This window comes from Paraburkholderia sp. 40, from assembly GCF_050434105.1.
In the GTDB taxonomy this organism is placed as follows: domain Bacteria; phylum Pseudomonadota; class Gammaproteobacteria; order Burkholderiales; family Burkholderiaceae; genus Paraburkholderia; species Paraburkholderia tuberum.
In genome coordinates, this window is record NZ_JBNPVY010000002.1 from 1,127,703 (window position 1) to 1,140,223 (window position 12,521).

9 protein-coding genes and 2 pseudogenes are annotated in these 12,521 nt (G+C 62.9%); 5 read left to right on the forward strand and 6 right to left on the reverse strand.

Going from position 1 to position 12,521, the window contains the following annotated elements; genetic code table 11:
* The first annotated feature begins 142 nt into the window (after positions 1 to 142).
* Complete coding sequence (locus OKW28_RS06415) at positions 143 to 736, forward strand: acyl-homoserine-lactone synthase (RefSeq protein WP_429444249.1); 594 nt, start codon at positions 143 to 145, stop codon at positions 734 to 736.
* 57 nt (positions 737 to 793) lie between these two features.
* On the opposite strand, the pseudogene OKW28_RS06420 reads toward OKW28_RS06415, so the two are convergent.
* Positions 794 to 1,484 (reverse strand): annotated as a pseudogene (locus OKW28_RS06420) (FadR/GntR family transcriptional regulator).
* Between the two features lie 268 nt (positions 1,485 to 1,752).
* Between OKW28_RS06420 and OKW28_RS06425 the strand changes: the two are divergent.
* The 3 genes and pseudogenes from OKW28_RS06425 to OKW28_RS06435 all read left to right on the forward strand — a co-directional run bounded on the left by OKW28_RS06425 (position 1,753) and on the right by OKW28_RS06435 (position 4,645).
* The gene (locus tag OKW28_RS06425; RefSeq protein ID WP_090807329.1) at positions 1,753 to 2,220 is read left to right on the forward strand and encodes a universal stress protein; all 468 of its coding nucleotides are present in this window, start codon (positions 1,753 to 1,755) and stop codon (positions 2,218 to 2,220) included.
* 339 nt (positions 2,221 to 2,559) lie between these two features.
* A complete protein-coding gene (locus tag OKW28_RS06430; RefSeq protein WP_429446870.1) occupies positions 2,560 to 3,216 on the forward strand; it encodes a helix-turn-helix domain-containing protein in 657 nt (218 codons plus the stop codon).
* A gap of 114 nt (positions 3,217 to 3,330) precedes the next feature.
* A pseudogene (locus OKW28_RS06435) lies at positions 3,331 to 4,645 on the forward strand (SUMF1/EgtB/PvdO family nonheme iron enzyme).
* Between the two features lie 92 nt (positions 4,646 to 4,737).
* Here the strand turns inward: OKW28_RS06435 and OKW28_RS06440 are convergent.
* The 4 genes from OKW28_RS06440 to OKW28_RS06455 all read right to left on the reverse strand — a co-directional run bounded on the left by OKW28_RS06440 (position 4,738) and on the right by OKW28_RS06455 (position 9,324).
* Positions 4,738 to 6,879, reverse strand: a complete 2,142-nt coding sequence (locus OKW28_RS06440; RefSeq protein WP_429444250.1) for a xanthine dehydrogenase family protein molybdopterin-binding subunit — start codon at positions 6,877 to 6,879, stop codon at positions 4,738 to 4,740.
* Entirely contained in the window at positions 6,876 to 7,886 is a 1,011-nt protein-coding gene (locus tag OKW28_RS06445; protein ID WP_429444251.1) for an FAD binding domain-containing protein, read from the reverse strand. The genes OKW28_RS06440 and OKW28_RS06445 overlap by 4 nt, the downstream gene beginning before the upstream one ends.
* Positions 7,883 to 8,425 carry a (2Fe-2S)-binding protein gene (locus tag OKW28_RS06450; protein WP_429446871.1) on the reverse strand — a complete coding sequence of 181 codons (543 nt, stop codon included), beginning with the start codon at positions 8,423 to 8,425 and terminating at the stop codon, positions 7,883 to 7,885. The genes OKW28_RS06445 and OKW28_RS06450 overlap by 4 nt, the downstream gene beginning before the upstream one ends.
* 440 nt (positions 8,426 to 8,865) lie before the next feature.
* Complete coding sequence (locus tag OKW28_RS06455; RefSeq protein WP_429444252.1) at positions 8,866 to 9,324, reverse strand: filamentous hemagglutinin N-terminal domain-containing protein; 459 nt, start codon at positions 9,322 to 9,324, stop codon at positions 8,866 to 8,868.
* Between the two features lie 422 nt (positions 9,325 to 9,746).
* On the opposite strand from OKW28_RS06455, the gene OKW28_RS06460 reads away from it, so the two are divergent.
* The gene (locus tag OKW28_RS06460) at positions 9,747 to 10,712 is read left to right on the forward strand and encodes a diguanylate cyclase domain-containing protein (protein WP_429444253.1); all 966 of its coding nucleotides are present in this window, start codon (positions 9,747 to 9,749) and stop codon (positions 10,710 to 10,712) included.
* A 370-nt stretch (positions 10,713 to 11,082) separates the two neighbouring features.
* Here the strand turns inward: OKW28_RS06460 and OKW28_RS06465 are convergent, their stop codons facing one another.
* Positions 11,083 to 12,291: an acyltransferase family protein gene (locus OKW28_RS06465; protein WP_429444254.1), complete on the reverse strand. Its 1,209-nt coding sequence runs from the start codon at positions 12,289 to 12,291 to the stop codon at positions 11,083 to 11,085.
* Between the last annotated feature and the right edge of the window lie 230 nt (positions 12,292 to 12,521).

The window sequence follows — 12,521 nt, forward strand, 5'->3', positions numbered from 1 at the left end:
GGTTGGGGGCGGAGACGTGTCTGAATTCTGATATACCCGATAAGCATCCACACCTATCCAGGTAGGTAGGTGGCGCAAAGATTCAGAATGCATAAGTTTTCCTGCGTATCTGGCAGCCCCCCAACGCGTACAGGAGAACGTCATGCAAACCACGATCCGAATTGGACTCCGGCAGGAATTCGACAACGAACTAATGAACGAGATGTACCGCTTGCGCGCCCGTGTCTTTCACGGCCGGCTCGGCTGGGAAATTCCGACCATCGCGGGAATGGAGATAGACGGCTACGACGCGCTCGGGCCGTACTACATGCTGATTCAGGGCGAAGACGAACGGTTGCGCGGCTGTTGGCGCCTGATGCCGACCGAAGGTCCGAACATGCTGAAAGACACCTTCCCGCAGCTACTGCATGGCGCGGCCGCGCCGGTCGGGCGACATATCTGGGAACTGAGCCGCTGGGCGATCGAAACCGGCGGTGAGGAACAGTCGTTTGGTTTCACGGATATGACAATCCGCGCAATTCAGGAAGTGATGCGCTTCGCGCAGCGCATGGGCATCACGCATTACGTCACGGTGACCACCACGCCGATCGAGAGGATGCTGCGCCGAGCCGGCCTCGACGTCAGCCGGCTCGGGCCGCCGCTGCAGATTGGCATCGAGCGGGCCGTCGCGCTCGACGTCGCGGTGAGCGCGAAAACGCTGACCTCGCTGTTCGGGCCGGTCGCCGTCGCTGCTTGAACCTCGCCGAAGCGCGGCCTGACAAAAGTCGCGACGCCTTCACCCGCGCGCGCGGACTCAGGAACCGAACATCCGTTCCAGCGCGTTCTCGAGATGCGCGCGCATTGCGGCGCCCGCGCCCGCCGCGTCCTTGCGGCGGATTGCGTCGAGCACCGCCATGTGTTCGGCCTGCACCAGCCGCTGCCGCTCCACCGTCTTGACGAGCGACAGATTGCGCGACAGGTTCATGCTGAACAGGATCTGTTCCTCGATGAACGACATCACCGTGATGAAAAACGGATTCTTCGACGCGCGCGCGACCGCCTGATGAAACAGGAAGTCATCCTTCGCGCCGATCCCCTGCGCCTCGATGATGCGCTCGAGCTCGTCCCACGCGTGCTGGATCGCGGCGATGTCGTCGGCGTCGGCCTTCAGCGCTGCCTGCGCGGCCGCGCCCGCCTCAGTCACGATGCGAAACTCATAGCAGCGGCGGATATCGGACAGCGTTTCGAGCGGCGCGAAGCGGCGTACGTCCGGATCGGGGCGCCGCGCGACGGTCGTGCCAGAGCCGTGCCGCGTCGAGATGATGCCGTCGGCCCCGCAATCGCGCGAGCGCTTCGCGCACGGTCGGTCGGGACGTGGCGAAACGCTCCGCCAGCGCGTGTTCGGTCGGCAATCGCTCGCCTTCCTTGTATTCGCCTTCGAGGATGCGGTTGAGAATGTCGCCGTAGATCTGGTCGGGTAAGCCCTTGGTTTTTCGATCGTTCATCAGCGGACTGGCCAGCTTGTCTGAATATGGCTTGATTGTAAGGCCAACCCTGTTTCGGCTTCAGCAAAGTTTTACGGGTTGTAAGCATGCCGGGCCGCTTCGCGCACGCCATTTTGTCCGCGCCGCGCCGGAATATTTGGCAAGTGTTTGATTTACATCCTGGTCCGGTGCATCTTTTCCGGCAATCATCTAAGCTCATTGGTATAAAAGATCAATAAACCTGCCGCGGCTAGCAATGTGGCAGACGCATTTTTGACGCGGAGCCGATATGTACACACGCATCCTTGTAGCGGTCGACGGCAGCAATACCTCGCGCCGTGCGTTTGAAGCGGCGCTCGATCTCGCCAAATCGAATGGCGCGGTGTTGCGGCCATTTTATGTCGTCGAAAACACGCCGATGTACTTCGAGGCGCCCGGCTACGACCCGTCGATCCTGCGCAACCGCCTGATCGAGGAAGGCCAGGAGCTGCGTGCCGAGTTTTCGAAAGTGATGGCCGAGCAAGGTGTGAAGGGCGACCCGGCCGTCTCCGAGGCTTCGTCGCTCGGCGATGTCGCCGAGATCGTGCTGCAAGCCGCCGCCGAATTCAACGCCGACCTGCTCGTGATGGGCACGCACGGCCGGCGTGGCTTTCAGCGGCTGATTCTCGGCAGCGTCGCTGAACGCTGCGTGCGCCAGGCCACTCTTCCGGTTCTGCTGGTACCGTCCGCCGCGGGCACCGACAAGGAACCCGCCTGACTCTTTCATCGGGCGCAGGGCGGCACGCCACGCCCTGCCTTGCCGGAATCGAGCCACGCTACCCGTCGACGGGCGACGTCGATATAGGCCGCGGCGGCTCACCTTCTCACCTTCGGCAGAGCACCGCCGTTGCTCGGACTGCCGAGCAGCGAACGCGTCACTTTGCCGCCAGTTGCGGGCCATAGCGGGTGGGACAATTTCGCCACTACCAATAATCGCGCGCAGAACATGCTGAATCCTACTGCTGTGACCCGTTCCTCGACCCGCTCCGCCGGCAACCGCGAGGCCGTGGCGGCACGCGCAACCGCACGTACCGCCGCGCGCTGCTCCAGCTGTTCGATGCGTCAGATCTGCATGCCGCAGGGGCTGTCGGCGGAGGAACTGCCGAAGCTCGAAACGCTGATCTGTTCGGCGCGCTCGGTGCCGCGCGGCGAAGCGCTGTATCGCAGCGGCGACCGCTTCGACAATATCTACGCGGTGCGCTCCGGCTCGATGAAGACCGTGATGGTCCACCGCGACGGCCGCGAGCAGGTCACCGGGCTGCGTCTCGCCGGCGAGCCGCTCGGGCTCGACGGCATCAGCGCGGACCTCCATGCGTGCAGCGCCGTCGCGCTGGAAGACAGCACGGTGTGCATCGTTCCATATAGCGCGCTGAAGCTGCTGTGTCGCGAAATCAGTTCGATCCAGGAGCGCATGCACAAGCTACTGGGCGCGCAGATCGTCAGCGAAGCCGCGCAGATGATGGTGCTCGGCTCGCTGTCCGCCGACGAACGCGTCGCCGCCTTCCTGCTGGACGTGTCACAGCGCAATGCGCAGCGCGGCTACTCGTGGTCGGAATTCAATCTGCGAATGACGCGCGAGGACATGGGCAGCTACCTCGGCATAACGCTCGAAACGGTCAGCCGTACCCTGTCAAGATTTCAAAAACGCGGCCTGATCGACACGCGGGGCAAGCACATTCACATCGTCGATCTCGAAGGCTTGCGGCAGATCTAGCGGCCGGAGTGGCCTGGACGGTCGCGCCGTTCGTCTTGGCACGCTGCCTGCGAGCGGGTAGAGTTTTCAGACCGTCCCCCGACGGCAACCGTGTTGCATGGAGACCCGGCCCCAATGAATCGCGACCCTGTCCCGCATCATCCGCTCGTGCAGCGCCTGCTCGACGCGCGTCAAGTCACCGACGACCTGTTTGCGATCGTCAAACCCGACTACCTCTATGAACGGCCGATCCGCGAGCGTCACCGCGTCGTGTTCTACATCGGCCATCTCGAAGCGTTCGATCGCAATCTGCTCGACCAGCGTCTGTTCGATCTGCCGGCTTTCGCGCCGGAACTCGACCAGTTGTTCGCCTTCGGCATCGATCCGGTAGACGGCGGCTTTCCCACCGATCAACCCGGCGATTGGCCGTCGCTCGCCGCCGTGCGCGAGTATGCGACGCGCGCGCGCCGGCAGATCGATACCGCGCTCGACGAACTCGGCAACCCGGCGCACGACGAGGCGGCCGTGCAGCTGCTGAACGTCGCGATCGAGCATCGGTTGATGCATGCGGAAACGCTCGCGTACATGCTCCATCAGTTGCCACTCGCGCAGAAGAATCACCGCGTTGCGCGAGCCGGTGGTGACGAGCGAGGAGCAGCGCGACGCGTTGTCGTCGATGGTCAGCGTGCCGGCCGGCACGGCCGTGCTCGGCATGCCGCGCGAGGCCGGCCGCTTCGGCTGGGATAATGAGTTCGGCGAAATGAGCGTGGACGTGCCCGCGTTCGAGATCGATCGATACATGGTCACGAACGGTGCGTTCCTCGAGTTCATCGAAGACGGCGGTTATCGCGAGCCGAAGTGGTGGTCGCCGAAGGACTGGGTGTGGAAGGAAGCGGAGCGCATCGAGCATCCCGCTGCCTGGTCGCAACGCACGGCGCAAGACGGTCGCCCCGCATGGACGCTGCGCACGATGTTCGACGACGTGCCCTTGCCGCTCGACTGGCCCGTCTACGTGAGCCACGCCGAAGCGAGCGCCTACGCGCGCTGGGCCGGCAAAACCCTGCCGACCGAGGCGCAATGGCAACGCGCGGCGCACGGTGCGCCGCAAGCGGCGTCGGGGAACTTCGATTTCCGCAGTTGGGATCCACGGCCCGTCGACGCGCATCCGGACAACGTCAGCACGTTCGGCGCGGAAGGTCAGTTCGGCAACGGCTGGGAATGGACCTCGACGCTTTTCGAAGCGCTGCCGGGCTTCGAAGCGTTTCCGTTCTATCCCGGCTATTCGGCCAACTTCTTCGATGGGCAGCACTACGTGCTGAAGGGCGGCTCGGCGCGTACCGCGCTGTGCATGCTGCGGCCGGAATTTCGCAACTGGTTTCAGCCGCATTATCAGTATGTGTATGCGGGGTTTCGGTGTGTGCGGGGTTGTGACAAGTTAAGCAAAAAATAACTCGATGATCATCTTTCGCTCAACTGAAAATATCCGCGCAAAACTGCGGTGCCGTCCGTCCTGAGCACTCAACTCACGACCGAGCCGCATTGCTATCCCGCAGCGGCGTGCTGACTCGAAAGGCCTGCCAGTATCTTGCCCGGCAAAATGGGCAGGTCGCGCACACGCAAGCCAATGGCGTCGTAGACGGCTGCGGCCACTGCGGCATCCACGCCGGTCGCGCCGAGTTCTCCGATGCCGCGGGTACCGATCGCACTTGCATGCGGATCATACTCACTGACGAAGTGGATCTTGATATCGAGCGGAATGTCCGCATTCACCGGGACCGCCACGTTCGACAGATTCTTCGCGAGCCAGCCACCGGTATTGGGCTCCTGCACGCTTTCCTCCATCGTCGCCTTGCCCCAACCCCAGATGATCGCGCCCGTCATCTGGCTTCGTGCCGTTTTCGGATTGATAATCCGGCCCGCGGAATAGGCACCCACCGCCCGGCGCAAGCGCACGAGGCCAAGCTCGGGATCGACGCCTACTTCGACAAAGATCGCACCCCACGTCCGCATCGCGTATGGCGTACCGTCGCCGTCGGCGCTGAAGCTGGCGCCACCCGGAAGCGTGAACGCACCGTCCGCGACCATCTCCGGTAGGTTAGCCCGCCGCAGGCTCGCGCGAACTTCTTTCCCGCCGAGCGCATCGAGCTTCGCGTTGATTTCCCGGCAAGCCAGTGCGATCGCGCTTCCCGTGCTGCCCGTGGCGCTCGATCCATAGACGGGACTCGCCGGGTGAAGGTTGGTATCGCCCCACACAATCGACACGTTCTCGATCGGCAAGCCCAGCTCTTCGGCCGCGATCTGGCAAAAGACCGTCTGCGTGCCGGTGCCGATATCGTGCGTGTTCGCCTCGATCAGCGCCGTGCCGTCGGACCTCAGGCGCACGCGCGCCCCGCCGGGAAAGCGGAAATTGCCCATTGAGCTCGTCGCCATCCCATGTCCGATGCGCCACGCTCCGTCTCGTCGTGGCGTCTCGCCGCGCGTGCGCCAGCCATAAAGGCGCGCACCTTCCTCATATGCGTCGCGAAGCTTTTTTGACGACCAAGGCTTGTTCGTATGCGGATCGACCTCGGCGTAGTTCGCCAGTCGTAGATCGAGCGGATCGATCTTCAGCGCCACGGCGAGTTCGTCCATCGCGCTTTCGAGCGCCCATAGCCCCGGACCTTCCACCGGCGCGCGCATTGGCGTGGGCACGTTGATGTTGCGCCGCTCCAGCCACTGCCTGGTGCGAATGGCGGGCGACGCATAAAGCGTCTTGCTTGCTTCGCTTGCGGGCTCCAGATGCGTGTCCGCAATCGCGCTCGAATTGACGATTTCGTGATCGATGGCGCTGAGCCGGCCGTCCGCCGTTGCCGCAAGCTTGATGTCCTGTTTCATCCACGGCTGATAGCCGACGCAGACGAACTGATCGTGACGCCGCAGATGAAGCTTCACTGGCCGCCCCGCGACGCGTGCCGCGGCGGCGGCAAGAATCTGGTGCGGCCACACATATCCCTTCGAGCCGAACCCGCCACCCGTGTGCGGTGCGATCACGTGAATGTCGTCCGGGCTCATGCCGAGTGCCGCGGCTACGACAAGCGGCACATTCTCGCTCGCCTGAACCGCATCCCACAGCGTGAGCTTGCCGTGCTCGAATCGCGCAACGGTGCCCGATGTCTCCATCGCATTGTGGTGACGCGCGGCTTGAACATACGTCGCCGCCACGCTTGCCTGTGCGGTTCCGAAAATCGCATCGACGTCGCCCATCTCCAGATCATCGCCGAGCATGCGTGGCTCGGGCGGCGGCTCGCGCGGCGCGGCGCCGGGAAGGATGGGGTCGTCGCGCTCGCAACGCACAAGCACGGCATCGCGGCCGGCTTCCGCCGCCTCGATGGATTCCGCAAGCACGATTGCGACCGGCTCGCCTTCGTACCGAATCGCGTCGTTTTGCAACGGCAGTGCGAGCACCGCCGCTGGCGGCTGAACCGCACCGAATCGCGGCATATCGTGCGCGGTAAGCACCCGCACCACACCCGCTAAGGTAAGTGCCGCGGTGGCATCCACGTCGATCAGCCGGCCCGACGCGACGGGCGCGCCGACCAACGCCGCATGAAGCGTGCCGGGCGGCGTGTTGTCAGCCGCGAATTTCGCCTGTCCAGTGACCTTCGCCTGGCCTTCCACGCGGGAGACCGCCGTGCCGATGCTCATGATCGCCCTGCTGCCGTCAGTAACGCACGCACCGCGGCATTGCGCGCCATCGTCACCTTGTAGCCATTGTGAGCGAGCGGCCGGGCGTCGCTCATTGCCGCGTCGACAATCGGCGTGACCACTTCCCTGGTCGGCGCCTGCCCGGCCAGCGACACCTCCGCGGCTGGAAGGCGCCACGGGCGTTGCGCCACCGAGCCAAGTGCAATGCGCGCCGACACAATGCGATCCCGATCGAGCTCCACGGATGCGGCTGCCGAGACCAGCGCATATTCGTAGCTGGCGCGCTCGCGGACTTTTACGTAGGCGGATCGTGCGTCCGCGCGGATGGGTATGTGAAAGGAGACGATCACTTCGTCGGCAGCCAGTCTCGTCTCGAGCCGGGCGGCATCGCCGCCCATGCCGGCCGCTTCCTGCTGCGTCAGGTGGAACTCCGTCATCTTGATCATTCGACCGCCGTTCGGCCCGATGACCTCAGCTGTCGCATCCAGACAAGCCAGTGCCACAGCCGGATCGGACGGTTGAACCGCGACGCATGCATCGGTCCAGCCAAAAATTGCATGCCGTTCGTTGATGCCATTGCGCGCGGGGCAGCCCGACCCGGGATTGCGCTTGTTGCAGCCCCATGGCAACGGCGCTTCCGAACGAAAATAAGCGCATCGCGTCTTTTGCATCACATTGCCGCCGAGCGTCGCGCGGTTGCGCACCTGCGCCGAGGCGGCGAGCAGACAGGCTTGAGCCAGCGCGCTCGCGTGGGCGCCGACGAGCACGTCTTCACCGATCACGTTCAGGTCCGTCAGCGCGCCGATCACCAGATCGTCACGCTCGCGCACAATACGAACGAGACCTGTGAGTCCACCGACATCGATGACGCGATCGGGCGCTGCGATGCCGAGCCGCATCCAGTTGAGCAGCTCCGTACCGCCCGCGATGATCGCCACGTTGCCCGCCGCCAGCGACGCGACTACCTGTTGCGCGGTTGCGCCACGCGCGTATTCGAAGTTTTTCATCGTTCGTCCCCGGCCGCGCCGGCGGCATCGAGCACGGCCGCCGCGATCTGCGGATAGCAGGAGCAGCGGCACAGATTGCCGCTCATCCATTCGCGAACGCTCGCCTCATCGGTCGCGTGCCCTTCAGCGATGCAGGCGACCGCGGAGACGATTTGCCCGGGCGTGCAATAGCCGCACTGAAAGGCATCGTGCTCGATAAATGCCTGCTGTACCGGATGCAGCGTCCCGTCGGAGGCGGCCAGACCTTCGACAGTCGTGACCTCGCAGCCGTCACATTGCACGACGAGCGTCAGACAGCTGTTCATCCGCTTGCCGTCGACCAGCACGGTGCAGGTGCCGCATGCGCCTTCATTACAGCCCTTCTTGGCGCCGCTGAGACCCGAGTCTTCGCGCAACCAGTCCAGCAGCGTGACGCGCGGGTTCACCATGGCGACCCGCGGCTGGCCGTTCACACGCATCGTCACCGTGACGCTGCTTGACCAATGCAGCCCGGCGTCTCGATTTGGATCTGATTGCTCCCCGAAAGTAGCGTCGTTCATTCCCAATTCCTTGCCGGTTTCAACAATCACTCTGCTTGTATATAGACCATATGGAGTCGATATCAAGGGACGATATCCCTCCTGCCTCCGCACCGTCTCCCAAAGAATCGATCCGGCTCGAACTGCAACGGCGAGCTGCTCGCATGCACTCGCTCGACACTTGCAAGCGGGCCAGGATTAGGTGAGCCGATTTCGACCTGATGCTGATTGAGGCCATAGGTCCCAGGCCCTATGCGCCAGCGAAACGCAGTCGATGTAGGTGATGGCGGTCCGCACGATCCAGATAAAAAGTGTCGGCGCAGTATCCTCAAAAAAACAGCATTGGACCAATGCGGGCACCGAATTTAACGATCCTTCTCCGTCGAGAACTGGCCGGTTTGCAACGACCTGTGCCTGACGTCGGTTGGCTGCACGCGTTAAAGGTTATTCGACGTCTGCCCTCATTCACATGGCTGCGAGTGTGCCGCGGTGGCGGTGAGCTTGCCGAGAATCGATGACGGATCGCCGCCCGTGACACGGTTCAGCGTCGCGCCCGACCCGTTGTTGAAGGCGACGGTGTTGCCGTTGCCGATCGAGAAGCTGTGCCAGTCGATCACGCCGCGGGACGAGGACTGGTCGATCGTCAGCGAAGTGGTGCCGCTCGTCATCGCGCCCTGGCCCCGGACCAAGGCGCCGCCCTGCGGCAGCGGTCCGGCCGCGTGGGCCATCGGCACGCACCACGCGGTGAGCGCGAGCGGCACCCATAGCGCAAGCGGCAGCGGGCGCAGAACACGGTTCCACGCGGAAGGCCGCGACCGAGGCGCGATGAGTGCCGCGCCGGCATACGCCAGCGAAAAGGACAGCCCATTGCGCGGGGTTGGGGGCGACTGGAGCGCCAGTCTGGATGAATGACGCGACATGATCCCTCCCGAAACGTGGTTCGTGGAAAGTCGTCGTCGCGGAACGCAGATTGTTGCGACCAGGCAAGGCGCGAAAGCCGCCATACCGCACAACACAGCCTAATGGTTGCAGCGCGTTTCAAAAGACCAACCGGTATTTGGGCATGCACCCGGTGCTTGCTGGTACCGCTTCAGGCGGGGGTGTGTGTCGGTCGCCGCGGCGGCAGGAATCGCCGTTCAACCCTCGGAAGCGGACGGAGAGAGCGGCAAGAAGCATTGGTCGCCGGCAAAAGCGATAGAATGCCCGCTCTGCAAAGGACAATATTGACGGGGTAGACGGCATGGAGCGGCCGGGCGCGCAGCGTTGGCATGAGCAAACGTTTCTAGGTGTCTTTCGCGGACAACCTGAGAAGGAGCAGGCGCTCCTCCGGATATGCTTGGGCATGGTCGTGTTGATCGGCTATATCGCCGTCGCCGCGCTCCAACGCACGGCCGCCGCGTATGACACTCTGGGCGTGGTTTTCGCATACGTTGTATTCGGCGTGGTGACATACATAGCCGCGACCGCCTGGACAGTTCGGCCGCGCCTTCGATTGACGGTCACCACGATTGCAGACCAGGCGCTTGTCATGACTGCCTTGGCGCTCGGCGGGCGCGTGGCGCTGCCCTTGCTCTGGGTCGTGTTCTGGTTTCTTGTGGGTGCCGGTTGCCGCCACGGTAAGCGGCCGTTGCTACTTTCATGTGCAGTTGCGCTTGCAGGCGTCGTGATTTTGATGCACGTCGAGCCGTGGTGGAGAGAAAACCTCGCGGTGGGATTGGGCATCATGCTCAGCATCGCGGCGACTTCCGTGTACTTGATGGCCCTCGTGCATCGGCTCGAACGGCAGGCTGCGACGGACCCTCTGACAGGACTCAGCAACCGCACTCGACTCGAGCAGGCGATCGCTAAAGCGACTGCGGCGCGAGACGACGATAAAGGACAGTCTGTCTTGATGTTCATCGATCTCGACGGCTTCAAGTACGTCAATGACGCTTATGGGCATGCGGTGGGTGATGAACTGTTGCAGTGCTTCGCCAACGGTCTGCAGACACGCATTCGCCGCGGCGATACGGTTGCCCGCCTGGGAGGCGACGAGTTCGCGGTGCTCGCCCGCCACGTGCATGGCGACGCCGGCGCGCGCGCGATTGCCGACGGTATTCACGACATCCTTCATGGGCTTCGAGAGATCGCCGGTCATCCCGTCGCCGTATCGGCCAGCATTGGCGTGCGCATGCTCGGTGCCAATAGCGCGGACGGACGTCTTGATGTACACGCCCTGATGCGCCAGGCCGACAGCGCGATGTATCGCGCCAAAGCGAACGGGACGGACAAAACCTCATTCTTCGATGAGACGGGTGCCGGCGCGTAAGCGGACAGGGTTCCCGGCGGTGTCCTGCTCGTGTTGGCGAGCGCATTTGATGCAGGTGCCGGGCCGCGGACGCTCGTATCTGGGAGCAGTGTGCGCGTCGTCTCGCTGCGGAAGATAGTTTCATTTCGCGGCTGGAGTTCGGCCCGGAGTGGGGCGAACTGAGACGGTCGCCATCCGGCCGGGTGCGGCCATGAACGGTCCGTCACGTAGCTCGCTAGTCTGACACCCAACGTCGGTTTGCCGCCATTAACCGGTCGCTCGTGCGCCGACGATTCACGTTGCTCGGACTGTCGCGTGATTGGCAAGATGAGGCTTTCAACCCGCAGATATATAGCTTTTAGCAAGACATCCGCAGGCTGGGGCTTCTCTGTCAGTCCCGCTCAGACGGGCGCCTGCTTGCGACGCTTGGTGAGTTGTCAGTGGTAGACGCGCGCGAAGACTGTTCCTTGCCCGCGGCGTAGAGGATCCGGCCGAGGCGTTCCCCGGGCCGTTCGACATAACGGCGCGAGAGCGCTGCCACGAAGATCGTTGTGCAAATGGCGAAAACGGTGAGAACGAGCAGAGACGCCAACGGATGCGCGCGTACCTGTGTCGTTCCGAAACCCTCGACGACTAGCGGCGTCAACGCGAACAGAATTGGGAAATGCAGCACATAGATGCTGTAGGAGATGTCGCCGATAAATGCGAACGGCCCGGCTTCAAGTGCCTGCATCGACCTGCCGCTGTGATACAGGCAATATACGGCGACGAACGCGACCAGCATCTCGATGTTCTCAGCGCCTTTCATGTCTATACCGAGCCGGTCCGCGGCCATCTGCGAGAACAGCAGCGCAATCAATGCGATGGTAGCTGTGATGCGGTATGGAACATCGCCCGCACGCGGCAGGAAGGGAATGGCGGCGCCGAGTCCGAAGGCTAACGCATAATGCATACAAAACACCCGCGGGATCGGTAACAGGGCCAATAGGGAAACACAAGCGAGTAACGCCCACCGCTTGCGTGGATTCCGGGCAAGCAGATAAATAACTGGAAATGCGAGAGAGTAGAACAGCTCGACACGCAAGGTCCAAAGCGGCCCGTTCAGGTGTACGTAGAGCCCCAACATGGAGAGCGCGATGAGTTTTGCGGTGGGCGGCGAAGGGTACGCTTGCCACGCTCCCCACGCGCTATAAAGCCCAGAGTCCAACGCCTGCGGGGATCGAATCAAATGCCAGAGACATAGCGTCAGGACAATTGAAGCCCATAAGGCTGGGTAGATCCTGAAGAAGCGCCGCACATAGAACTTTTTAACCGGCGGCGCCTGTTGCGTTGGTTCATTTGACAGCGACACTGCAAGCACGCATGCGCTCAACACGAAAAACATCTGAACGGCGCCCGACGCATTGAACAAGCCGCCAATGAGTTGATACGAAGAGAGGACTGAACGATCGTTGGCAAAAAGGCGCGGCCAGTCAAGGATGCTCCACACGTGCGCCATAACAACGATCAGGCATGCGATACCGCGCAACGAAGTGAACACTTCGATATTCTTCCGCGCGTTGGCGGGACGGACTGACACGACGGCGTTAGTCATAGCCATGACCTGGCCTCCACATAGCATGCCCTTGTTATATCGTTTGCGGTCGATCCGACCGAGGGATTCCACGAAGCTCACCCAAGGATAAGACGACAGGTCAGACACGAATGCCGGATCGTCAAAAACACCCTACGGATTGGCGTATTCAAACGATTGGCGCATTCAACGGGAGGCTTATCAGGCAATGACCGCTGTTCGCGAAGTTGCGACCTCGCCGTCGCGGCCCGGACCTC

Excerpts from the sequence above, each read along its gene's own strand:
- OKW28_RS06460 (WP_429444253.1), top strand. The coding sequence starts at position 9,747 with ATGGTCGTGTTGATCGGCTATATCGCCGTCGCCGCGCTCCAACGCACG.
- OKW28_RS06415 (WP_429444249.1), top strand. The coding sequence starts at position 143 with ATGCAAACCACGATCCGAATTGGACTCCGGCAGGAATTCGACAACGAA.
- OKW28_RS06455 (WP_429444252.1), bottom strand. The coding sequence starts at position 9,324 with ATGTCGCGTCATTCATCCAGACTGGCGCTCCAGTCGCCCCCAACCCCG.
- OKW28_RS06465 (WP_429444254.1), bottom strand. The coding sequence starts at position 12,291 with ATGGCTATGACTAACGCCGTCGTGTCAGTCCGTCCCGCCAACGCGCGG.
- OKW28_RS06430 (WP_429446870.1), top strand. The coding sequence starts at position 2,560 with ATGCGTCAGATCTGCATGCCGCAGGGGCTGTCGGCGGAGGAACTGCCG.
- OKW28_RS06440 (WP_429444250.1), bottom strand. The coding sequence starts at position 6,879 with ATGAGCATCGGCACGGCGGTCTCCCGCGTGGAAGGCCAGGCGAAGGTC.
- OKW28_RS06450 (WP_429446871.1), bottom strand. The coding sequence starts at position 8,425 with ATGAACGACGCTACTTTCGGGGAGCAATCAGATCCAAATCGAGACGCC.
- OKW28_RS06425 (WP_090807329.1), top strand. The coding sequence starts at position 1,753 with ATGTACACACGCATCCTTGTAGCGGTCGACGGCAGCAATACCTCGCGC.
- OKW28_RS06445 (WP_429444251.1), bottom strand. The coding sequence starts at position 7,886 with ATGAAAAACTTCGAATACGCGCGTGGCGCAACCGCGCAACAGGTAGTC.